This is a genomic window from Pseudomonas sp. CFBP 13719 (assembly GCF_014842095.1).
In the GTDB taxonomy this organism is placed as follows: Bacteria; Pseudomonadota; Gammaproteobacteria; order Pseudomonadales; family Pseudomonadaceae; genus Aquipseudomonas.
Genome location: NZ_JACYVB010000003.1, coordinates 590,114 through 612,489, shown reverse-complemented (window position 1 = coordinate 612,489; position 22,376 = coordinate 590,114). Strand labels below are relative to the sequence as shown.

The window sequence follows — 22,376 nt, the reverse complement described above, 5'->3', positions numbered from 1 at the left end:
CATGCGCCTGATTCGCATGCTGTTGGTTTCTGCCCTGGCCTTGTCCAGCCTGTCGGTTCACGCCGACGACAAGGACGTGGCGCGCCTGACGCAACTGCTGGAGAAATCCCAGACGCTGACCGCGCGTTTTTCCCAGCTGACCCTGGACGGCAGCGGTACCCAGTTGCAGGAAACCGCCGGGCAGATGGCCCTGCAGCGCCCTGGCCTGTTCAATTGGCACACCGACGCGCCGCAGGAGCAACTGATGGTTTCCGACGGCAAGAAGGTTTCGCTGTGGGACCCGGACCTGGAGCAGGTCACCATCAAGACCCTCGACCAGCGCTTGACCCAGACCCCGGCGCTGCTGTTGTCCGGTGACGTGTCGAAGATCAGCCAGAGCTTCGACATCAGTGCCAAGGAAGCCGGCGACGTGATCGATTTCGTGCTCAAGCCCAAGACCCGCGACACCTTGTTCGATTCGTTGCGCCTATCGTTCCGCAAGGGTGTGATCAACGACATGCAGCTGATCGACAGCGTTGGCCAACGCACCAATATCCTGTTCATGAACGTCAAGGCCAACGAGCCGATCGCCGCGAACAAGTTCAAGTTCGACATCCCCAAAGGGGCGGACGTGATCCAGGAATAACTCGAGGTCGATTGCCACCCCATGGACCTGTTTCGCAGTGATCCCATTGCCCAGCCGCTGGCCGCGCGCCTGCGGGCCAGCAACCTGGACGAATACGTCGGCCAGGAGCATCTGCTTGCCCGCGGCAAGCCGCTGCGCGAGGCATTGGAGCAGGGCGCCCTGCACTCGATGATCTTCTGGGGGCCACCGGGCGTGGGCAAGACCACCCTGGCACGGCTGCTGGCGAAGGTGTCCGATGCTCACTTCGAAACCGTTTCGGCGGTGCTGGCCGGGGTCAAGGAGATTCGCCAGGCGGTCGAGGTGGCCAAGCAGCAGGCGGGCCAGTATGGCCGTCGCACGATTCTGTTCGTCGATGAAGTGCACCGTTTCAACAAGTCTCAGCAGGACGCGTTCCTGCCCTACGTGGAAGACGGCACGCTGATTTTCATCGGCGCCACCACCGAAAACCCTTCGTTCGAACTCAACAACGCCTTGCTTTCGCGGGCCCGGGTGTACGTGCTCAAAAGCCTCGACGAAGCAGCGCTGCGGCGTCTGGTCGACCGCGCGCTGAACGAGGAGCGCGGCCTGGGCAAGCGCCGCCTGCGCCTGGGCGATGAAGCCTTCGCCATGCTCATGGCCGCCGCCGACGGTGACGGACGCAGGATTCTCAACCTGCTGGAGAATGCCTCCGACCTTGCCGAAGACGGCGATGAAATAGGCACTGAGCTGTTGCAGAGCCTGCTGGGCGATACCCGTCGACGCTTCGACAAGGGCGGCGAGGCGTTCTACGACCAGATATCGGCCTTGCACAAATCGGTGCGCGGCTCCGATCCGGATGCGTCGCTGTACTGGTTCGCACGGATGCTCGACGGCGGTTGCGACCCGCTCTATCTGGCCCGGCGGGTGGTGCGCATGGCCAGCGAGGACATCGGCAACGCCGACCCCCGCGCGCTGCCGCTGTGCCTGTCGGCGTGGGATGTGCAGGAGCGTCTGGGCAGCCCCGAAGGTGAACTGGCGGTGGCCCAGGCCATCGTTTACCTGGCGTGCGCACCCAAGAGCAATGCCGTGTACATGGGCTTCAAGGCGGCGATGCGCGAGGCGGCCGAGCATGGCTCGCTGGAAGTGCCGCTGCATTTGCGCAACGCCCCGACCAAACTGATGAAGCAGCTGGGCTATGGCGACGAGTACCGCTATGCCCACGATGAACCCGACGCCTATGCGGCCGGTGAAGACTACTTCCCCGAGCAACTGAGCCCACGTCACTACTATCGTCCTGTGCCGCGCGGCCTGGAACTGAAAATAGGCGAAAAACTCAAGCACCTCGCCAGTCTGGACGACAGCAGTCCATGGCGGCGGAGAAAGGCGTGATCCCGACCATCGTCGCGGTATCCCTGGGTGGGGTGATCGGCACACTGCTGCGCCTGTTCACTGCGACCTACATCAATGCGAACTGGCCACGTCTGTTCTATACCGGTACGCTGGCCGTCAATATCATCGGGTGCCTGATCATTGGCTACCTGTATGGGCTATTCATGATTCGCCCGGACATTCCGGTCGAGATCCGTTCGGGATTGATGGTGGGATTCGTGGGTGGCCTGACCACCTTCTCGTCATTTTCGCTGGACACCGTTCGCTTGCTCGAAAGCGGCCAGGGACTGGTTGCCATGGGCTACTGCGCCGTGAGCGTATTCGGCGGCCTGTTGGCCACCTGGGCCGGCCTGGCACTGACTAAAATCTGACCAATACTGATAAACGAGAGACCGACATGCTCGATTCCAAACTGTTACGTAGCCAGCTTCAGGACGTAGCGGATCGCCTTGCCAGCCGTGGCTATGTCCTGGATGTGGCACGCCTCGAGGCGCTGGAGGCCCAGCGCAAGACCGTGCAGACCCGCACCGAACAACTGCAGGCCGAGCGCAATGCGCTGTCCAAGTCGATTGGCCAGGTGATGAAAAGTGGCGGCGATGTCGACGCGCTGAAAGCGCAGGTCGAGTCCATTGCCGAGGAACTGGGTCGTGGCAAGTCGGAGCTGGAACAGCTACAGGGCGAGCTCGACGGTATTGCGCTGGGCATTCCCAACCTGCCCCACGAATCGGTGCCGGTCGGCGAGGACGAAGACGGCAACGTCGAGGTCCGCCGCTGGGGAACGCCCACCACGTTCGACTTTCCGGTGCAGGATCATGTTGCCTTGGGTGGCAAGTCGGGCGGCCTGGATTTCGAGACGGCCGCCAAGCTGTCCGGCGCACGCTTTGCCATCATGCGTGGGCCGATTGCCCGCCTGCATCGCGCACTGGCGCAGTTCATGATCAACCTGCACGTCAGCGAACATGGCTACGAAGAAGCCTACACCCCGTACCTGGTACAGGCGCCAGCCTTGCAGGGCACCGGTCAGTTGCCCAAGTTCGAAGAAGACCTGTTCAAGATCAGCCGTGAAGGTGAAGCCGATCTGTATCTGATCCCCACGGCCGAAGTCTCGCTGACCAACATCGTGGCCGGGGAAATCCTCGATGCCAAGCTGCTGCCCCTCAAGTTCGTTGCCCACACGCCGTGCTTCCGCAGCGAAGCCGGTGCGTCCGGGCGCGATACGCGTGGCATGATCCGCCAGCACCAGTTCGACAAGGTCGAGATGGTCCAGGTGGTCGAACCTTCCAAGTCCATGGAGGCTCTGGAAAGCCTGACTGCCAACGCCGAGCGCATCCTGCAGGCGCTGGAGCTGCCGTACCGCGTACTGGCCTTGTGCACCGGCGACATGGGCTTCAGCGCGGTGAAAACCTACGACCTGGAAGTCTGGGTGCCGAGCCAGGACAAGTACCGCGAGATTTCCTCGTGTTCCAACACCGGGGATTTCCAGGCGCGGCGCATGCAGGCCCGCTTCCGTAACCCAGAGACAGGCAAACCCGAACTGGTGCATACCTTGAACGGCTCGGGCCTGGCCGTCGGTCGCACCTTGGTGGCCGTGCTGGAGAACTACCAGCAGGCCGACGGCAGCATCCGCGTGCCCGAAGTACTCAAGCCCTATATGGGCGGCCTCGAGGTCATCGGCTAAATGGAGTTTCTGCCGCTGTTCCACAAATTGCGCGACAGCCAGGTGCTGGTGGTAGGCGGGGGCGAGATCGCCCTGCGCAAATCGCGCCTGCTGGCCGAGGCTGGCGCGGTGTTGCGCGTGGTCGCTCCGAGCATCGACCCGCAGCTTGCCGATCTGGTGCGCGGCAGCGGCGGGCAGATGCTCGACCGGGGTTACCTGAGCAGCGATCTGGACGGCTGCGTGCTGGTGATCGCCGCGACCGATGACGAACCGCTCAACGCCCAGGTGTCGGCCGATGCCCGCGCGCGCTGTGTGCCGGTCAACGTGGTGGATGCGCCAGCACTGTGTACGGTGATCTTTCCGGCCATCGTCGACCGCTCACCCTTGGTGGTGGCGGTGTCCAGTGGCGGCGACGCCCCGGTCCTGGCACGGCTGATCCGCGCCAAGCTGGAAACCTGGATTCCATCCACCTACGGCGAGCTGGCCGGTCTGGCGGCGCGCTTTCGGCAGAAGGTGAAAGCGCTGTACCCGGATGTCACTCAGCGCCGCGCGTTCTGGGAAGAAGTGTTTCAGGGCCCGATCGCCGATCGCCAGTTGGCCGGGCAGGGCGCCGAGGCCGAGCGCATGCTTCAGGCCAAGGTGGACGGCGCGCCGCCCCATGCCCCTGGTGAAGTCTACCTGGTGGGTGCCGGCCCCGGTGACCCGGACCTGCTGACCTTCCGCGCCCTGCGCTTGATGCAGCAGGCCGATGTGGTGCTGTACGACCGTTTGGTCGCACCGGCCATCCTCGACCTGTGCCGCCGGGACGCCGAACGGGTGTATGTCGGCAAGCGTCGCGCCGAGCATGCCTTGCCGCAAGACCAGATCAACCAGCAATTGGTGGCCTTGGCCAAGCAGGGCAAGCGCGTGCTGCGTCTCAAGGGCGGCGATCCGTTCATCTTCGGCCGGGGCGGCGAAGAGATCGAGGAATTGGCGGCCCATGGCATCCCGTTCCAGGTGGTACCGGGCATCACTGCAGCCAGCGGCTGTGCGGCGTATGCCGGCATTCCACTGACCCACCGCGACTACGCGCAGTCGGTGCGTTTCGTTACCGGGCACTTGAAGAACAACACCAGTGATCTGCCGTGGCACGATCTGGTGTCTCCAGGGCAGACCCTGGTGTTCTACATGGGCCTGATCGGCCTGCCGATCATCTGTGAAGAGTTGATTCGCCACGGGCGCGCCGCGGATACACCGGCGGCGTTGATCCAGCAGGGCACCACGGTGAACCAGCGGGTGTTCACCGGCACCCTGGCGGACTTGCCGCGGATGGTCGCCGAGCATGAAGTACATGCACCTACGCTGGTCATCGTTGGCGAAGTGGTGGTGCTGCGCGAGAAACTGGCCTGGTTCGACGGCGCGCAGTATCGCTGACGAGCACAGGCCGGCGCCGGGTGTCGCTGACAGGCGACAGCCGTTACTTGGGAATGGGCTGGATGTCCTGAATCACCGCGTTGCTGCGTCGGACCAGTACGAAGTTGTCGCCGATCTGCACCCACTGGCTGTCCGGGTCGGGTTGCTTGAGCCCGGAGGATTTCCACCCGGTGAAAGCTGAATCGGGTTGGGCATAGGCTGCCGGAACGCGGTCGCCCTTGCCCAGGGACACCAGTTCGGTGCCGTTGCCGGGCGGGCGGAATACTTCGATGGCGAACGTGGCGGGCGATGCGGCCGACAGTAGCGCGCCGGTGACGCACAGCGAAGCGAACAGCATGCGGCTCATGGGTAACTCCTGAACAATACCGTGGGCTGAGCCTACCATTCTCCATCCATTCACTACACGCTGGCCAGTGCGCGTTGCCTGCTGCCGGGTCAGTCTCGCGCCAGAGCCAGGGCTACACCTTGCCCACCGCCGATGCACAGGGTGGCCAAACCCTTGCTGGCATCTCGACGCAGCATTTCGTGCAGCAACGTGACCAGTACCCGGCAGCCGGAAGCGCCGATGGGGTGGCCCAAGGCAATGGCGCCGCCGTTGACGTTGACCTTGTCGGCGTCCCAGCCCAGCACTTGGCCAACCGACAGCGCTTGTGCTGCGAAGGCCTCGTTGGCTTCGATCAGGTCCAGTTGCTCCAGGCTCCAGCCGGCCTTCTCCAAGCAGCGACGGGTCGCCGACACCGGCGCGATGCCCATCACCGCCGGATCCACACCGGCATTGGCATAGGCTGCAATGCGCGCCAGCACCGGCAGGCCCAACGCCTGGGCCTTGCTCGCACTCATGAGCAGCACGGCCGCAGCGCCATCGTTGAGCGACGACGCATTGCCAGCAGTAACGCTGCCCTCGGCTTTGAAGGCCGGCTTGAGCTTGCCCAGGCTTTGCGCCGTGGTGTCGGCACGGGGCTGCTCGTCTACCGCGAACTGCACGGGTTCGCCTTTGCGCTGGGGCACGGCAATGGGGGTGATTTCATCGACGAAACGACCCGCTTCGATGGCTGCCACGGCTTTTTGCTGAGACTGCGCGGCGAACGCATCCTGCGCCTCGCGGCTGATGCCGTACTGTTCGGCCAGGTTTTCTGCGGTAATGCCCATGTGATAGTCGTTGAAGACATCCCACAGGCCATCCTTGATCATGCTGTCGACCAGCGCGGCATTGCCCATGCGCAGACCGGTACGTGCGCCCGGCAGTAGATAGGGCGCCAGGCTCATGTTTTCCATGCCGCCGGCGATGATCACCTCGGCGTCGCCGCAGCGGATGGCCTGGGCGGCCAGGTGCACGGCCTTGAGCCCCGAACCGCAGACCTTGTTCAAGGTCATGGCCGGCACGGCGCTGGGCAGGCCGGCAAACATCGCCGCCTGGCGCGCAGGGTTTTGCCCCGCGCCTGCGGTAAGTACCTGCCCGAGAATGACTTCGTCGATCTGTGCGGGATCAAGACTGGTCTGTGCGATCAGTCGGCGAATCACCGCAGCGCCCAGCTCGACGGCGGGTACGCTCGCCAGTGAACCCTGGAAACTGCCGACGGCAGTGCGTGTGGCGGCAACGATAACGACGTCTTGCATGAAGGAGTCCTCGGTAGGGCGGCCGGTGGCCTTGTTCTTGTAGGAAGCGGATGGCACCGCTTGACGTACCGGAGACACAGCGACGGCACAGAGTGATTGTCAGCCCTGTGCACTGATTTGATAAATTGCATTTTCAAACGGGTTCATAAAAAAAGCAGAACAATGCAGAACACCGGCGCCCGCGATCAGCCGCCGGTCATGTTCATGAAACGCACCACCTGCACGTCGTCGTCGAGACGGAAGTTGTGGCTCCACGGCTTGAGCTGCATGGCTTGGATGATGGCCTGTTCGAGCACTTCCGGCTGGCCGGGATGATCACGCAGGACTTGCTTGAGGTCCGCCGAATGCTCGTTGCCCAGGCACAGCAGAAGGCGCCCTTCGACGGTGAGGCGCACGCGGTTGCAGGTCGCACAGAAGTTGTGGCTATGGGGGGAAATGAAACCGATGCGCGTGCCCGGGGCCTGGGGGATGCGCCAGTAGCGCGATGGGCCCTGGGTGGAGTCGGTAGAGGGCAACAGCTCGTAACGCTCGGCGATGCGCGCGCGCACCTGATCACTCGAGTAGAACGCTTCGGCGCGGCTGTGCTCGCTGATGGCCCCCAGGGGCATCTCCTCGATGAAGGAAATGTCCAGGCCGCGGTCGATGGCAAAGGTCACCAGGTCGACGACTTCGTCATCATTGCGACCCTGCATGACCACGCAGTTGAGCTTGGTATGGTGAAATCCGGCCGCGTTCGCGGCGTCGATGCCGGCAATCACCTTGTTCAGGTCGCCGGTGCGGGTGAGCTCGCGAAAGCGCGCTGGATCGAGGCTGTCCAGGCTGATGTTCAGGCGCTTGACGCCGGCGTCGAACAACGGCTGGGCCAAGGTTTCCAGTCGCGAGCCATTGGTGGTCATGCACAGTTCCTGCAGGCCGGGCAGGGCGGCGATGCGGCGGCACAGGTCAACGATGCCCGAGCGCACCAGGGGTTCACCGCCGGTCAGGCGGATCTTGCGCGTCCCCAGGGCGACGAAGCTTGCGGCCACCTGCTCGAGTTCCTCGAGGCTGAGGATCTGCTGGCGCGGCAGAAACGTCATGTCTTCGGCCATGCAATACACGCAGCGGAAATCGCAGCGATCGGTAACCGACAACCTCAGGTAATCGACTTTGCGGGCGTAGCCATCGTGCAGGGTGCGCTCAGGGGTGTGCATCGGGGGTACCAGTAAAGGGCATGACCATTTCGACTGCCAACGCCATGCAGGCGTTGCAAAAAAAATGCAGACCTTGAAGGTACGCGCCACACCGGGGTCAAGCCAATCGCTTTTTTCAATGCAGTCATCGACAGGATTGATCGGTCCCCGGTGCATAGCCGGGTCAAGGCATCTGTGGCAACTCGTTGGGACGCAAGTCGAACACCAACACCTCAGCATCCACTCCGTTGGCCAACTGCAACACGGTTTCCTCGCGCAGGCGCACGCCATCCCCTTCATTCAGACGCTGGCCGTTGAGTTCGACGCTGCCCGTGGCGACGTGCACATAGGCGTAACGGTTGTCCGCCAGCGTCAGCGTGGCCTGTTCCGCGCCGTCGAACAGTCCGGCGTAGACCCGCGCATCCTGGCGCACTTCAAGCGAACCTTGCGCGCCATCGGGCGAGATGATCAGTTGCAGGCGGCCGCGTTTCTGCTCGGCCGAGAAATGCTCCTGCTGGTAGCGAGGCTCGGCGCCTGCTTGCGCGGGCACGATCCAGATCTGCAGGAAGTGCACGGAATCGACATCGCTGTGGTTGAACTCGCTGTGGGCCACCCCGTGGCCTGCGCTCATCAGCTGCACGTCGCCCGGGCGAATGACCGAGCCGGTGCCCAGGGTGTCCTTGTGCGCCAGTGCGCCTTGCAGCACGTAGGAGAAGATCTCCATGTCGCGGTGCGGATGCTGACCGAAACCCTTGCCGGCGCTGACGCGGTCGTCGTTGATCACCAACAGATCGGAGAAGCCCTGCTCCTGCGGATCACGGTAATGGCCGAAGGAAAAGGTATGGAAGGATTGCAGCCAGCCATGGTTGGCGAGACCGCGGTCCGAAGCTTTGCGAAGTGCGAGCATGGTGTTCTCCCGATTCTGGTGGGGCGCAGCGTTGGAGATGCTGTGCGATGGGTAAAGATTATGCGTTCGCAGCGCCGGGATAAATCGCCCCGAGAGCGCAGGACTGTCGCTCTCAGGTTGACAATCTTGGGGTGTCGCGTTTGCTCCGTATGATCATGTGATGGTTATAAGCTAATGCTGCATAGTTATAATTGGCTATATCAGAAATTGTTATCCTGCCGCCCGGCTACCGCTCCCGCGATGCTGAATCTGATGTGTAGGACGTAAGAATGGACGTAGGTACCTGGGGTTTCACCGTGGCCGGGCTGGTGGTCGGTTTCATCGTCGGCATGACGGGTGTAGGCGGCGGCTCGCTGATGACGCCTATCCTGCTCTGGTTCGGGATCAATCCGGCCACTGCCGTTGGCACCGACCTGCTGTACGCCGCCATTACCAAGGCCAGTGGCGTCTGGGTGCATGGCCGCAACAAGAACATCGACTGGAAGATTACCGGCTGGCTGGCGCTGGGCAGCGTGCCCGCGGCGGCGCTGGTGCTCTGGTATCTGAAAAGCCTGGATGCCGAACCGCAGGCCATGGGCGCGGTAATCAAGCAGGCATTGGCTGCGGTGCTGTTCCTGACCGCGTTCGCCATCCTCTTCAAGAAGCGCCTGCAGGCCTTTGCCAGCCGCCATGCCGGCGACCGCTACAACCTCAGCGCCAGCACCCTCAACGGCTTGACGGTGATCACTGGCGTAGTCCTTGGTGTGATGGTTTCGCTCACGTCCATCGGCGCCGGTGCACTGGGCACCGTGGCCCTGTTCCTGCTGTACCCGTTCCTGGCGACGCGGCGCCTGGTCGGCACCGAGATCGCCCACGCCGTGCCCCTGACCCTGGTGGCGGGCATGGGCCACGCCAGTATGGGCAACATGGACTGGTCGCTGCTCGGCCACTTGCTGCTTGGCTCGTTGCCAGGCATCTGGCTGGGCAGTCATCTGTCCGGGCGAGTGTCGGACGACATCCTGCGGCCTTGCCTGGCGGTGATGCTGCTGCTGATCGGTTTCAAGCTTGCTTTCTGAGCCCCTCATACCGGCGCGGGTTATCTCATGTGCGGAGCAGATTCCATGAACGCAGTTGACATTCGCCCCGTGCAATCGAATCAGGTCGCTACGACCCTCGATTACGTCATGGCTGCGCGGGCCTCGATCTTTCCGCAACTGGATGCCACGCAGATGCCGGATGACCTGGCGCGTTTTACCGAGGTTTACCTGGGCCCCGCCCAAGGCTGTTTCCTGCTGGCCTGGCAGGCGGGCCAGATCGTTGGCAGCATCGGTTACCTGCCCTACGACCAGCGCTTCAATCAGCTGCAGCTGCCGCGCGAGGCCACCGTCGAGGTCGTCCGATTGTTCGTTTCGCCCAGCTGCCGTGGCGCCGGCGTGGCCAAGGCGCTGTATGCAGCGCTGCTTGCGCAGGCGCGTGCGGCGGGTGTGCGAACCCTGTACCTGCATACTCACCCGTTCCTTCCCGGAGCCATCGCGTTCTGGCAGAAACAGGGGTTCGAGGTGCTCGACGTCGAGTCCGATCCCGTGTGGCAGACGACCCACATGCGCTGCGCCGCTTCAGGCTGAACCAACGGCCAAGGGCGCCGGTCGGTGATAGACATACCGAAAGCCTTGGAGCGCCCAATGAAGCCCTACGTGATCTGCCACATGATGTCCTCCGTCGATGGTCATGCCCTCACCGACGGCTGGGCGCGGCCGTTCAAGAACGCCGCAGGTGAGCTGTACGAGCGGCTGGCCAAGCAGTTCGAGTTCGATGCCTGGGCCTGTGGCCGGGTGACCATGCAGGAGATCGCCCACGACGAGGGTTATCCGTCCGGCCTGGCCACCGGGCCGATTGCGCGTACCCCGTACTTTGCCGATCGCGCGGCGAGCGCCTATGCCATTTCCATCGATCCGAAGGGCAAGGTCGGTTGGAAATCCAACACGGCGCTGGACTCGCACATCGTCGAAGTGCTGACCGAAGGCGTCAGCGACGACTACCTGGCTTACCTGCAATCGATCCAGGTGTCCTACATTTTTGGCGGCCAGGACACCCTCGACCTGCATCGAGTGCTGGACATTCTCGGCCGTGAATTGGGGATCAAACGCCTGATCGTCGAAGGCGGGCCGCACGTCAGTGGCTCGTTCGTGAATGCAGGGCTGGTCGATGAAATCAGTGTCCTGCTGCTGCCCTTGGTAGACGGCCGCGGCGAGCATCCGGCGTCGTTCGAGATCGACGCCGAGCAGTGGCAACAGCCAACCTACCTGTCCCTGGACAGTGCCGAAGTGCAGGAGGGCGGTGCGGTGTGGCTGCGCTACCGGCAGCAAGCACTGCCGGGCTGAAGGCCAGACGCGCGAAGCTAAGCCAGGGTCTGCTCGGGCACGCGTACCCAGCCTTCCATCAGGACTCGCGCGCTGCGGCTCATGATCGCCTTGGTCACTTGCCACTGGCCCGCGACTTCGTCCGACTGGGCGCCGACACGCAAGGTGCCCGAGGGATGGCCGAAACACACCGTACTGCGCACGCCGCCCCCGGCCGCGCGGTTGACCACGGTGCCGGGGATGGCCGCGGCGGTACCGATGGCCACCGCCGCGGTGCCCATCATGGCGTGGTGCAGCTTGCCCATCGACATGGCGCGCACGCTCAGGTCAATATCAGCGGCCGCTACGGGTTTGCCGCTGGACGCGAGGTAATCGGCCGGTGGCGCGACGAAAGCGACCTTGGGCGTGTGCTGGCGCGTCTGCGCGTCTTCCAGGCGGCTGATCAGACCCATGCGCAACGCGCCGTGGGCGCGGATGGTTTCGAAGCGGGCCAGCGCCTGCGAGTCCCCGTTGATCGCCTCCTGCAATTCGCAGCCGCTGTAACCCAGCGCGGCAGCATCGATGAAGATGGTCGGAATACCCGCGTTGATCAGGGTCGCCTCGAAACGACCTACGCCGGGCACGTCCAGCGTGTCGACAAGGTTGCCGGTGGGGAACATCGCACCTGCCGCGCCCTCGGCTTCGGCAGCCGGATCGAGAAACTCCAGTTGCACTTCGGCGGCCGGAAACGTCACGCCGTCGAGTTCGAAGTCACCGGTTTCCTGCACCACACCGCCGCTCATGGGCACATGGGCGATGATCGTCTTGCCGATGTTGGCCTGCCACACGCGAACCACGGCGATGCCGTCGTGGGGAACGCGGGAAGGATCGAGCAGGCCATTGCTGATGGCAAAGGGGCCGACCGCCGCGGACAGGTTGCCGCAGTTGCCGCTCCAGTCGACAAACGCGCTGTCGATGGATACCTGGCCGAACAGATAGTCGACGTCATGCCCCGGCTGGCTGCTTGGGCTGACGATCACCGTCTTGCTGGTGCTCGAAGTGGCGCCACCCATGCCGTCGATCTGCTTGCCGTACGGGTCCGGGCTGCCGATCACCCGCAGCAGCAGGGCGTCACGCAGCGGCCCTGGCTGGCGCGCCGGCTCGGGCAGGTCGGCGAGGTTGAAGAACACGCCCTTGCTGGTGCCGCCGCGCATGTAGGTGGCGGGAATGCGAATCTGCGTCATGGAGCTGTCCTCAGTGAGCGCCGGCGGCATGGGGAGCGGGCGTGGTGGCCTGCAGGAAATCCTGGGCGAAGCGCTGCAGCACACCACCGGCTTCGTAGATCGAGACCTCTTCGGCAGTGTCCAGTCGGCAGGTCACCGGCACCTCCAGGCGCTCGCCATTGCGCCGCTCGATGATCAGCGTCAGCTGCGCCTGGGGCGTCAGTCGGCCAATGACATCGAACACTTCGGTGCCGTCGATACCCAGGGTCTTGCGGTCGGTACCGGCGGCGAACTGCAGCGGCAGCACGCCCATGCCCACCAGATTGGTCCGGTGGATGCGCTCGAAGCCCTCCGCTGCAATCGCCTCGACCCCGGCCAGGCGTACGCCTTTGGCCGCCCAGTCGCGCGAGGAACCCTGGCCGTAGTCGGCCCCGGCAATGATGATCAGCGGCTGCTTGCGCAGCATGTAGGTTTCGATCGCTTCCCACATGCGCATCACCTGGCCTTCGGGTTCCAGGCGGGTCAGCGAGCCTTGGCGGACCTTGCCGTTTTCCATCACCATTTCATTGAACAGCTTGGGGTTGGCGAACGTCGCGCGTTGGGCGGTCAGGTGATCGCCGCGGTGGGTGGCGTAGGAATTGAAGTCTTCTTCGGGCAGGCCCATTTTGGCCAGGTATTCGCCCGCAGCGCTGTCGAGCATGATCGCGTTGGACGGCGACAAGTGATCGGTGGTGATGTTGTCCGGCAGCACGGCCAGGGGGCGCATGCCCTTGAGCGTGCGCTCGCCGGCCAGGGCGCCTTCCCAGTAGGGTGGACGGCGGATGTAGGTGCTCGCCGGGCGCCAGTCGTAGAGCGGCGCGACTTTCGGTCCGGTGTCTTCGTGAATGGCGAACATGGGGATGTACACCTGGCGGAACTGCTCCGGTTTCACCGACGACTTGACCACGGCATTGACTTCTTCGTCACTGGGCCAGATGTCCTTGAGCCGAATGGGTTGGCCCTGCTGATCGTAGCCGAGCACGTCTTTCTCGATGTCGAAGCGGATGGTGCCGGCGATGGCATAGGCGACTACCAAAGGCGGTGAGGCGAGGAACGCCTGACGGGCATACGGGTGGATGCGCCCGTCGAAGTTGCGGTTGCCCGAGAGCACCGCCGTGGCATACAGGTCGCGTTCGACGATCTCTTGCTGGATCACCGGGTCTAGCGCGCCGGACATGCCGTTGCAAGTGGTGCAGGCGAACGCGACGATGCCGAAGCCCAGGGTTTCCAGTTCCTTGGTCAGCCCGGCTTCGTCCAGGTACAGCGCCACGGTTTTCGAGCCCGGTGCCAGGGATGACTTCACCCAGGGCTTGCGGATCAGGCCCAGGCGGCTGGCGTTGCGCGCCAAGAGGCCGGCGGCGATCACGTTGCGTGGGTTGCTGGTGTTGGTGCAACTGGTGATGGCGGCGATGATCACCGCGCCGTCCGGCATCTGCCCTGGCACGTCGGTCCAGGGGCCGGCGATGCCTTGGGCGGCCAGGTCGCTGGTCGCCACCCGCGCGTGGGGGTTGCTCGGGCCGGCCATGTTGCGCACCACGCCCGACAGATCGAAGCTCAGGTCGCGTTCATAGACGGCGGCTCCCAGGCTGTCGGCCCACAGGCCGGTGAGACGCGCGTAGTCCTCGACCAGCTGCACTTGCTGCTCTTCGCGACCGGTGAGGCGCAGGTAGTCGATGGTCTGCTGGTCGATGGCGAACATCGCCGCCGTGGCACCGTATTCCGGGGCCATGTTGGAGATGGTGGCGCGGTCGCCCAGCGTCAGTTCGCGTGCGCCTTCGCCGAAGAATTCCAAATAGGCTCCGACGACCTTCTGCTGGCGCAGGTATTGGGTCAGGGCCAGCACCATGTCGGTGGCAGTGATGCCGGGTTGCAATTGCCCGGTCAGTTCGACCCCGACGATCTCGGGCAGGCGCATCCACGAGGCGCGACCGAGCATGACGCTTTCGGCTTCGAGGCCGCCGACGCCGATGGCAACCACCCCCAGCGCGTCGACGTGGGGCGTGTGGCTGTCGGTACCGACACAGGTGTCAGGGAAGGCCACGCCTTCGCGAACCTGAATGACCGGCGACATCTTCTCCAGGTTGATCTGGTGCATGATGCCGTTGCCCGGTGGAATGACGTCGACGTTCTTGAAGGCCTTGCGCGTCCAGTCGATGAAATGGAAGCGGTCTTCGTTGCGACGGTCTTCGATGGCGCGGTTCTTTTCGAACGCCTGGGGGTCGAAGCCGGCGCTTTCCACCGCCAGCGAGTGATCGACGATCAATTGGGTCGGCACTACCGGGTTGACCAGCGCCGGGTCGCCGCCCTGGGAGGCAATGGCGTCGCGCAGGCCGGCGAGGTCGACCAGCGCGGTCTGGCCGAGGATGTCATGGCACACCACTCGCGCCGGGTACCAGGGAAAGTCCAGATCGCGCTTGCGCTCGATCAGCTGGCGCAGCGAGGCGTCCAGGGTGATCGGGTCGCAGCGTCGCACCAGGTTTTCGGCGAGTACGCGGGAGGTGTAGGGCAGGGTGGCGTAAGCGCCTGGCTGGAGGGCTTCGACGGCTTCTCGGGCGTCGTAATAGTCCAGTGGCGAGTTCGGCAGGGACTTGCGGTATTGTGTGTTCATCAGGTCGGCTCACGGTGCACGGCATGGTCAGGCATGGCAAAAGTTCGGCTGGGCGGCCTTCGCGGGTAGAACCCGCTCCCACATAAAACCCAGCTCCAGATTCGGAGGATTGTGGGAGCGGGGCGGACGGCCAGCCATCTACCCGCGAAGAGGCCCGCCAGGTCAGCGACGATCCAGGGGCACGAATGCGCGCTGTTCCACGCCGACATACTCCGCGCTGGGCCGGATGATCCGGTTGTTGGCCCGCTGTTCGAACACATGCGCCGCCCAGCCCGTCACTCGCGAGCAAACGAAGATGGGCGTGAACAGTTCGGTGGCGATGCCCATGAAGTGGTACGCCGAGGCATGGTAGAAGTCGGCGTTGGGAAACAGCTTCTTCTGCTCCCACATGGTCTTGTCGATGGCCTCGGACACCGGGTAGAGCACCTTGTCGCCGGCTTCTTCGCTCAGCTTCTTGGCCCAGCCCTTGATCACCTCGTTGCGCGGATCGTTGTCCTTGTACACGGCATGGCCGAAACCCATGATCTTGTCCTTGCGTTCCAGCATGGCCAAAGTGCCGCGCATCGCTTCTTCGGGCGAGGCGAACTTCTGGATCATCGCCATGGCGGCTTCGTTGGCACCGCCGTGCAGGGGGCCGCGCAAGGAGCCGATGGCAGCGGTCACGCATGAATACATGTCCGACAAGGTCGATGCGCAGACGCGGGCGGTGAAGGTCGAGGCGTTGAATTCGTGCTCGGCGTAGAGAATCAACGAAACGTCCATCACCTTGCTGTGCAATTCACTCGGCGACTTGCCATGCAGCAGGTACAGGAAGTGCCCGGCGAACGTCTGCTCGTCGCTGCTGCAACTGATGCGCACGCCATGGTGGCTGTAGCGGTACCAGTAGCACATCATCGCCGGGAACGCCGCCAGCAGACGGTCGCTTACGTGTTCCTGCTGGTCGAAGTTGCGCTCCGGCTCCAGGGTGCCAAGGAACGAGCAACCGGTGCGCATTACGTCCATCGGATGAGTGCTCGACGGAATGCGTTCGAGCACTTCCTTCAGCGGCTGCGGCAGGTCGCGCAGGCTGCGCAGCTTGCCTTGGTAGGCAGCCAATTCGGCAGGCGTGGGCAGCTCGCCGTGGAGAAGCAGGTAGGCGACTTCTTCGAACAGGGCGTGTTCGGCCAGTTCGCGCACATCATAGCCACGATAGGTCAGCCCGGCACCGGGCATGCCGACGGTCGACAGGGCGGTCTGTCCGGCCACCTGGCCACGCAGGCCAGCGCCACTGAGTACTTTTGCTTCGGCCATGGGTTTTCTCCGATCTTGGATTTTTTATTGGAATGCAGTAGTCACTTTTTCTGCGCAAACAGTGCGTCCAGTTTGCGCTCGAAGTCGTGGTAGTCGATTGCCTCGTACAGCTCCATGCGAGTCTGCATGGTGTCGATGACATTCTGCTGAGTGCCGTCGCGGCGTATCGCGGTGTAGACGTTCTCGGCCGCCTTGTTCATGGCGCGGAATGCCGACAGTGGGTAAAGCACCAGGCCGACGCCAACGCCACCCAACTGCTCGGTGGTGAACAGCGGTGTGGCGCCGAACTCGGTGATGTTGGCCAGAATCGGCGCTTTCACTCGGCTGGCGAACAGCTGGTACATCTGCAATTCGGTGATGGCTTCGGGAAAGATCATGTCCGCACCCGCCTCGATGCAGGCGGCGGCGCGATCCAGGGCAGACTCCAGGCCTTCCACCGCCAAGGCGTCGGTGCGCGCCATGATCACGAAGCTGTCGTCGGTGCGGGCGTCCACGGCCGCCTTGATGCGATCGACCATCTCCTGCTGCGAAACGATTTCCTTGTTCGGCCGATGGCCGCAGCGCTTGGCGCCCACCTGGTCCTCGATGTGCATGGCCGCCGCGCCAAACTTGATCATCGACTTGACGGTGCGCGCGACGTTGAACGCCGACGAGCCGAAACCGGTGTCGACATCGACCAGCAACGGCAGTTCGCAGACGTCGGTGATGCGGCGCACATCCGTCAGTACATCGTCCAGTCCGGTGATGCCTAGGTCGGGCAGGCCCAGTGAGCCCGCCGCGACGCCGCCTCCGGACAGGTAGATGGCCTTGAAGCCAGCCCGCTGCGCGAGCAGTGCGTGATTGGCGTTGATGGTGCCGACTACCTGCAGGGGTGACTCTTCGGCGAGTGCCTGGCGGAAGCGTTGGCCGGGGCGGGACGGCTGATTCATGGTTGGGCTCCTGGGGTGTTGTTGTGGTTGGGTTCCAGGTAATGGCGCTCGATGTTGCGCTTGGACGCAGCAATGTGCCTACGCATGAGCAACTCGGCCAGTTCGCCATCACGCTCGGCGATGGCGTCGAGGATACGGTGGTGTTCGGCAAAGGCCTGATGGGGGCGGTTGGGCGTGGCCGAGAACTGGATCCGGTACATGCGCACCAACTGGTAGAGGTCGTCACACAGCATCTGCACCAGCGTGCTGTTGCCGCTGCCCTGGATGATCCGGTAGTGGAAGTCGAAATCGCCCTCCTGCTGGTAGTAGCCGACGCCGGCCTGGAAGGCGGCATCGCGCTCATGGGTGGCCAGCACCTCGCGCAGTTCGTCGATCTGTACCTGGCTCATGCGCGTGGCCGCGAGCCGGCAGGCCATGCCTTCGAGCGATTCGCGGATTTCGTAGAGTTCGATGAGTTCGGCGTGATTGAGCGACACCACCCGTGCGCCCACGTGTGGGATGCGCACCAGCAGGCGCTGGCCTTCCAGCCGATGGATGGCTTCACGCAGGGGACCGCGACTGATGCCGTAGGTGCGTGCCAGTTCGGGCTCGGAAATCTTGCTGCCAGGGGCAATTTCGCCATTGACGATGGCCGCCTGGATACGACGGAAGACGTTTTCCGACAGCGTCTCGGTTTCACCCGGAACACTGGAAACGAGCGAGGCGTCATCGTTGGGCAGGACGTGCAATGAAACGGGAGCGGAAGACATATTGTCGACACCTGGGCAGGTAGTGACCAAAAAATAGCCCTGTTAAAGCAGCTAGTCAATACGCGCTAGGTCAAGTGTCGACAATCTGTTGAAGTGATCGGGGGCGCTGGCCCCCGATACCGTGCTGCTATCACTCGGCTGTGGGGTAGTCCACATAGCCTTCGGGCCCCTGGCTGTACCAGGTTTCCATTACATCCTTGTTCAGCGGCAAGCCTTCGGCGAACCGATGGGGTAGATCGGGGTTGGCCAGGAACGGGCGCCCGAAGGCAATGGCGTCAGCTTCACCTGCGTCCAGCGCGGCCTGCGCTTTCTCATGGGTGTAATCGGAGTTGAGCACCAACGTGCGGCTGAAGGCCTTGCGGATGACCGGATGCACGGGCGGGCGGTCGGCCTTGCCGAAGGTACCGTCGAACGGTGGCTCACGCAGTTCAAGGTAGGCAATGCCGATCTTGTCCAACGCCGCGGCCGCAGCCGAGAACAGGGTTTCCGGATCGCTGTCGTTGACCCCCTGCGAATCGCCGTTGGGCGACAGGCGCACGCCGGTGCGCTCGGCACCAATGGTGTCGACAACCCGCTGTGTGACCTCGGTCAACAGACGGATGCGGTTTTCCACCGAGCCGCCGTAGGCGTCCTCGCGGAAATTGCTGTTGTCGCGCAGGAACTGATCGATCAGGTAACCGTTGGCCGCGTGGATCTGCACGCCATCGAAACCGGCACGCATGGCGTTTTTCGCGGCATGCTCGTAATCGTCCAGCAACCGTGGAATCTCGTGGATCCCCAACGGACGCGCTTGCACATAGGGCTGCTTGCCATCGTAGGTGTGGGTCTGACCTGGCGCAGTGGTCGCCGACGAGGAAACCGGCTGCGCGCCGCCGAGGAAGCTTGGGTGAACGATCCGGCCCATGTGCCACAGTTGCAGGTCGATGCGGCCACCGGCCTCATGCACCGCAGCGGTGATCTTCTTCCAGCCCTCGACCTGCTCGTCGCTCCAGATGCCGGGCGCGTAGGGCCAGCCCAGGCCTTCCTGAGTGATGCCGGTGGCTTCGGTGATGATCAACCCGGCGCTCGCGCGCTGGGTGTAGTACTCGATCATCAGATCGGTGGGTACATGGTTGCGCGTGGCACGGCCGCGGGTCAGCGGCGCCATCAGGATGCGATGGGGCAGCTTCTGCGCGCCAACCTGGATCGGGTCGAATAAAGAAGGCATCTGGTCTCCCTGGTCTGTGGGTTGAAAGGCGGCTCAGGCAGTGCCGAGGGCCTTGATGATGGCGTCATTGAAGGCCGGGATGTCCTTTGGGTTGCGCGAGGTAATCAAGGTCCAGCCGTTGGCTCCGCACTGCTTGACCTCTTGGTCGACCCAACCAGCGGCACCGGCGTTGGTCAAATCGAGACTCACGCTGGGGTACGAGGTCAGGGTTTTGCCGGGGATCACGCCGGCATTGATCAGCAGCCATGGACCATGGCAGATGGCGGCCACGACCTTGCCGGCATCGGCGAATGCCTTGACCAATTGCTGGGCATCGGTGTCCTGGCGCAGGGTGTCGGCATTCACGGTGCCGCCGGGAATCACCAGTGCGTCGAAGTCGCTGGCGTTCAGGCCCTGGATCTTGCCGTCGGATTCAACGGTACGGTCTTTCTCGGTGTCCTGCTGGAAGGTCTGCACGGTGCCGCCTTCGCTCGAAGCGTGGGTCACGGTGGCGCCTGCTTCGCGCAGCGCTTCGAGGGGTTTGAGCAGTTCATCGCGTTCGATGCCGGTGTTGGCAGTGATGAACAGGACTTTCTTGCCTTGCAGTTGGGTACTCATGAAGGTCTTCCTCAGCTCAGTAGGTGCCTGGCATGCCAGGCGATCAGAAAATCTGAGCACGGAGGAAAATGGAAAGTTCAGGCGGATTCGTCTTCGGTGCGGCGGGCGGACAGGCCCGATTGCAGGCCTGCCCTTGCGTTTGCCGGGTCAGTAGCCTGCGGCCAGGCCGGTGTTACGGCGTGGATCGTTGGCACCGTAGAAACGGTTGTTGGCCACCGGTTTGGCGCCCAGCGCCGGAGCGCCTACCAGAATCGCAGCCAAGTGGTTGGCATCCTGCGGCTCACCGAACTTGTGCCCCCAGCTTTCGAGAATCTTGCGGGTGTCGGGGCTGATGGCGAAGTTTTCCAGGTTGGTGACGTCGGGCATCCACTGCTGGTGGAAGCGCGGTGCATTGACCGCCTGCTGGATGTCCATGCCGTAGTCGATGACATTGAGCATGGTCAGCAGGGTGGCAGTGATGATCCTGCTGCCGCCGGGCGTGCCGAGCACCATGACTGGCTTGCCGTCCTTGGTGACGATGGTCGGGCTCATGGAGGACAGCGGCGTCTTGTACGGCGCGATGGCGTTGGCCTCGCCTTGGACCAGCCCATACATGTTGGCCACGCCGACCTTGGAGGTGAAGTCGTCCATTTCGTCGTTGAGCAGGATGCCGGTACCGCTGGCCATCACTCGCGCGCCGAACCAGCCGTTGAGGGTGTAGGTCACCGACACCGCGTTGCCCCATTTGTCGACAATGGAGTAATGGGTGGTATTGCTGCCCTCATGAGGCGCCACACCCGGCTTGATCTCGGCGGAAACGCCGGCCTTGTTCGGTGCGATGCTGTCGCGCAGCTTGGTCGCGTAGTTGGCGTCGAGCAGGTGCGCGATCGGGTTCTTGACGAAATCCGGGTCGCCCAGGTAGCTGTTGCGGTCCACGTAGGCGTGGCGCATGGCTTCGATCTGATAGTGCATGCCCTGCGCCGAGCCATAGCCCAACTCGGCCATCGGATAGCCCTGGAGGATGTTCATGATCTGGCAGATGACCACGCCGCCGGAGCTGGGCGGTGGCGCGGAAACCACATGGTAGCCGCGGTAGTCGCACTCGATCGGGTCCAGTTCGCGGGTCTTGTACTTGTCGAGGTCGGCCTGAGTGATGATGCCTTTGCCTGCCTGACTCGAATCGACGATGGCCTTGGCCACCCAGCCTTGGTAGAACCCGGCGTTACCCTTGTCGGAGATCTCCCGCAGGGTGCGCGCCAAGTCCTTCTGCACCAGCTTCTCGCCGGCCTTGAACGGCTGGCCCTGCTTGAGAAAGATCTTTGCCGAATCCTGGCTGTCCTTGCGGAAGTCCTCGGTGGCGGTTTCCAGTAGATCGACGTCGCCCTGGGCCAGGGTGAAACCTTCGTCCGCCAGTTTGATGGCCGGTGCCAGCAGATCGGCGCGTTTGAAGGTGCCGTACTTCTGCAAGGCCAGCTCCATGCCCGAGACCGTGCCGGGTATGCCTACCGATAAATGGCCATCGGTGCTCAGGCCCTCAATGACGTTGCCGGCCTTGTCCAGGTACATGTCGGCGGTGGCGGCCAGCGGCGCCTTCTCGCGGAAGTCGAGGAAGGTCTTGCGGCCGTCGGCCATCTGCAGGGTCATGAAGCCACCGCCGCCGATATTGCCTGCAGCCGGGTAGACCACGGCCAGGGCATAGCCTACGGCCACGGCGGCATCGACGGCATTGCCGCCGTCCTTGAGCACATCCACGCCAATGTGGGTGGCCAGTTGCTGCGCGGTGACCACCATGCCGTTCTCGGCAGCGACGGGGGCGGGAGAGGCGGCGAATGTACAGGCGGGTACCAGCGCGAACGCAAGGGCGATCAGCGACTTGGGCAAGGGTTCGAGTTTCAAGAGGTGGCTCTCTTCTTCTGCGGATGGGGAGCAAAAAAGCGAATCGCTTCGCCAATCGCAAGAATAGCCGTGTTTCTCAATGTTGCTGGCGACCGGCGGTCAACGCCGTCAGCTGCTGGCCGGCAGCATCGAAGTTATCCGCTGCCAGCCACCGCTCGAAGTCTGCGCGCAGCGCCGGCCATTCGCTGTCGATGATGGAAAACCAGGCGGTATCGCGGTTGCGGCCCTTGTACACCAGCGCCTGGCGGAAGACGCCTTCGAAGCTGAAGCCCAGCCGCGCTGCGGCCTTGCGCGAGGGCTCGTTGAGGGCGTCGCACTTCCATTCGTAGCGGCGGTAACCCAGTTCGTCGAACACCCGGCGCATCAACAGGTACTGCGCTTCGGTCGACAGCGGTGTGCGTTTCATCAGCGGCGAGAACGTCACATGGCCGACCTCGATGACGCCGTTGGCCGGGTCCATGCGCATCAAGGCCAGGGTGCCCACCGCGCGCTGGGTGCGCAGGTCGATCACTGCCCAGTGTTGCGGATCCTGGCTGGCTGCCGCGTGCTGCAAATGCGTGCGATAGCTGTCCAGGTCGGCAAACGGTCCGACCGGCAGGTAGGTCCAGTCGCTGCCATCGGTCTGTTGGCAATAGCCACTGAACAGGTCTTCGGCATGGGCCGCGGCGTCCAGCGGTTCGAGCCGGCAATAGCGCCCCTCGATGACGTCGTGGGCCGGGCGAGGGCGGGCGCTCCACTCGGGGAGGGCGTGACCGACTGGCTGGTGGTGCTCGTTGTGGCTGTTCTGGTTGCTGGGCATGACGACT

At 63.6% G+C, this 22,376-nt stretch carries 21 protein-coding genes; 8 read left to right on the top strand and 13 right to left on the bottom strand.

The window, feature by feature from the left end; all coding sequences use genetic code 11:
• Window position 1: 1 nt before the first annotated feature.
• Genes lolA through cysG form a run of 5 tightly spaced genes read left to right on the top strand, consistent with a single transcriptional unit; the run spans window position 2 to window position 5,042 of the window.
• Window positions 2–625 (top strand): outer membrane lipoprotein chaperone LolA, encoded by a 624-nt coding sequence (gene lolA, locus IFT57_RS13065; RefSeq protein WP_122797024.1) that lies wholly within the window; start codon window positions 2–4, stop codon window positions 623–625.
• A 21-nt stretch (window positions 626–646) separates the two neighbouring features.
• Window positions 647–1,972, top strand: coding sequence for a replication-associated recombination protein A (locus tag IFT57_RS13060; RefSeq protein ID WP_122797023.1), 1,326 nt, complete (start codon window positions 647–649; stop codon window positions 1,970–1,972).
• Complete coding sequence (gene crcB / locus IFT57_RS13055; protein WP_122715541.1) at window positions 1,969–2,343, top strand: fluoride efflux transporter CrcB; 375 nt, start codon at window positions 1,969–1,971, stop codon at window positions 2,341–2,343. Before IFT57_RS13060 ends, crcB begins: the two co-directional genes overlap by 4 nt.
• A gap of 26 nt (window positions 2,344–2,369) precedes the next feature.
• On the top strand, window positions 2,370–3,650 hold the full coding sequence (serS, locus tag IFT57_RS13050; protein ID WP_122715540.1) for a serine--tRNA ligase: 1,281 nt from the start codon (window positions 2,370–2,372) through the stop codon (window positions 3,648–3,650).
• Window positions 3,651–5,042 (top strand): siroheme synthase CysG, encoded by a 1,392-nt coding sequence (gene cysG, locus IFT57_RS13045; protein WP_122715539.1) that lies wholly within the window; start codon window positions 3,651–3,653, stop codon window positions 5,040–5,042.
• A 43-nt stretch (window positions 5,043–5,085) separates the two neighbouring features.
• On the opposite strand, the gene IFT57_RS13040 is transcribed toward cysG, so the two are convergent.
• From IFT57_RS13040 to IFT57_RS13025, 4 genes are all read right to left on the bottom strand, one after another.
• Window positions 5,086–5,388, bottom strand: a complete 303-nt coding sequence (locus IFT57_RS13040; protein ID WP_192151666.1) for an RcnB family protein — start codon at window positions 5,386–5,388, stop codon at window positions 5,086–5,088.
• An 89-nt stretch (window positions 5,389–5,477) separates the two neighbouring features.
• Window positions 5,478–6,659 carry an acetyl-CoA C-acetyltransferase gene (locus IFT57_RS13035; protein ID WP_192151665.1) on the bottom strand — a complete coding sequence of 394 codons (1,182 nt, stop codon included), beginning with the start codon at window positions 6,657–6,659 and terminating at the stop codon, window positions 5,478–5,480.
• Window positions 6,660–6,844: 185 nt separating this feature from the next.
• Complete coding sequence (gene moaA, locus IFT57_RS13030; protein ID WP_192151664.1) at window positions 6,845–7,849, bottom strand: GTP 3',8-cyclase MoaA; 1,005 nt, start codon at window positions 7,847–7,849, stop codon at window positions 6,845–6,847.
• A gap of 163 nt (window positions 7,850–8,012) precedes the next feature.
• On the bottom strand, window positions 8,013–8,735 hold the full coding sequence (locus IFT57_RS13025; RefSeq protein ID WP_122797019.1) for a pirin family protein: 723 nt from the start codon (window positions 8,733–8,735) through the stop codon (window positions 8,013–8,015).
• Window positions 8,736–9,004: 269 nt separating this feature from the next.
• Here IFT57_RS13025 and IFT57_RS13020 point away from each other — a divergent pair, with 269 nt between their 5' ends.
• Genes IFT57_RS13020 through IFT57_RS13010 form a run of 3 tightly spaced genes read left to right on the top strand, consistent with a single transcriptional unit; the run spans window position 9,005 to window position 11,095 of the window.
• Complete coding sequence (locus IFT57_RS13020) at window positions 9,005–9,790, top strand: sulfite exporter TauE/SafE family protein (RefSeq protein ID WP_122477789.1); 786 nt, start codon at window positions 9,005–9,007, stop codon at window positions 9,788–9,790.
• 45 nt (window positions 9,791–9,835) lie between these two features.
• Window positions 9,836–10,339 carry a GNAT family N-acetyltransferase gene (locus IFT57_RS13015; protein ID WP_192151663.1) on the top strand — a complete coding sequence of 168 codons (504 nt, stop codon included), beginning with the start codon at window positions 9,836–9,838 and terminating at the stop codon, window positions 10,337–10,339.
• Window positions 10,340–10,396: 57 nt separating this feature from the next.
• On the top strand, window positions 10,397–11,095 hold the full coding sequence (locus IFT57_RS13010) for a dihydrofolate reductase family protein (RefSeq protein WP_192151662.1): 699 nt from the start codon (window positions 10,397–10,399) through the stop codon (window positions 11,093–11,095).
• Window positions 11,096–11,112: 17 nt separating this feature from the next.
• On the opposite strand, the gene prpF is transcribed toward IFT57_RS13010, so the two are convergent.
• The 9 genes from prpF to IFT57_RS12965 all read right to left on the bottom strand — a co-directional run bounded on the left by prpF (window position 11,113) and on the right by IFT57_RS12965 (window position 22,369).
• Window positions 11,113–12,297: a 2-methylaconitate cis-trans isomerase PrpF gene (gene prpF / locus IFT57_RS13005; RefSeq protein WP_192151661.1), complete on the bottom strand. Its 1,185-nt coding sequence runs from the start codon at window positions 12,295–12,297 to the stop codon at window positions 11,113–11,115.
• Between the two features lie 10 nt (window positions 12,298–12,307).
• Window positions 12,308–14,923, bottom strand: coding sequence for a Fe/S-dependent 2-methylisocitrate dehydratase AcnD (gene acnD / locus IFT57_RS13000; RefSeq protein WP_192151660.1), 2,616 nt, complete (start codon window positions 14,921–14,923; stop codon window positions 12,308–12,310).
• Between the two features lie 162 nt (window positions 14,924–15,085).
• Complete coding sequence (gene prpC / locus IFT57_RS12995; protein WP_192151659.1) at window positions 15,086–16,213, bottom strand: bifunctional 2-methylcitrate synthase/citrate synthase; 1,128 nt, start codon at window positions 16,211–16,213, stop codon at window positions 15,086–15,088.
• 41 nt (window positions 16,214–16,254) lie between these two features.
• Window positions 16,255–17,142, bottom strand: coding sequence for a methylisocitrate lyase (gene prpB, locus IFT57_RS12990; RefSeq protein ID WP_192049208.1), 888 nt, complete (start codon window positions 17,140–17,142; stop codon window positions 16,255–16,257).
• Window positions 17,139–17,891 (bottom strand): GntR family transcriptional regulator, encoded by a 753-nt coding sequence (locus tag IFT57_RS12985; RefSeq protein ID WP_244657305.1) that lies wholly within the window; start codon window positions 17,889–17,891, stop codon window positions 17,139–17,141. The genes prpB and IFT57_RS12985 overlap by 4 nt, the downstream gene beginning before the upstream one ends.
• A 130-nt stretch (window positions 17,892–18,021) precedes the next feature.
• Window positions 18,022–19,098, bottom strand: coding sequence for an alkene reductase (locus tag IFT57_RS12980; RefSeq protein ID WP_192151658.1), 1,077 nt, complete (start codon window positions 19,096–19,098; stop codon window positions 18,022–18,024).
• Between the two features lie 33 nt (window positions 19,099–19,131).
• Window positions 19,132–19,695, bottom strand: coding sequence for a type 1 glutamine amidotransferase domain-containing protein (locus IFT57_RS12975; protein ID WP_192151657.1), 564 nt, complete (start codon window positions 19,693–19,695; stop codon window positions 19,132–19,134).
• Between the two features lie 147 nt (window positions 19,696–19,842).
• A complete protein-coding gene (gene ggt / locus IFT57_RS12970) occupies window positions 19,843–21,570 on the bottom strand; it encodes a gamma-glutamyltransferase (RefSeq protein ID WP_122800409.1) in 1,728 nt (575 codons plus the stop codon).
• A 76-nt stretch (window positions 21,571–21,646) separates the two neighbouring features.
• Window positions 21,647–22,369, bottom strand: coding sequence for a GNAT family N-acetyltransferase (locus tag IFT57_RS12965; protein WP_192151656.1), 723 nt, complete (start codon window positions 22,367–22,369; stop codon window positions 21,647–21,649).
• Window positions 22,370–22,376 lie beyond the last annotated feature (7 nt).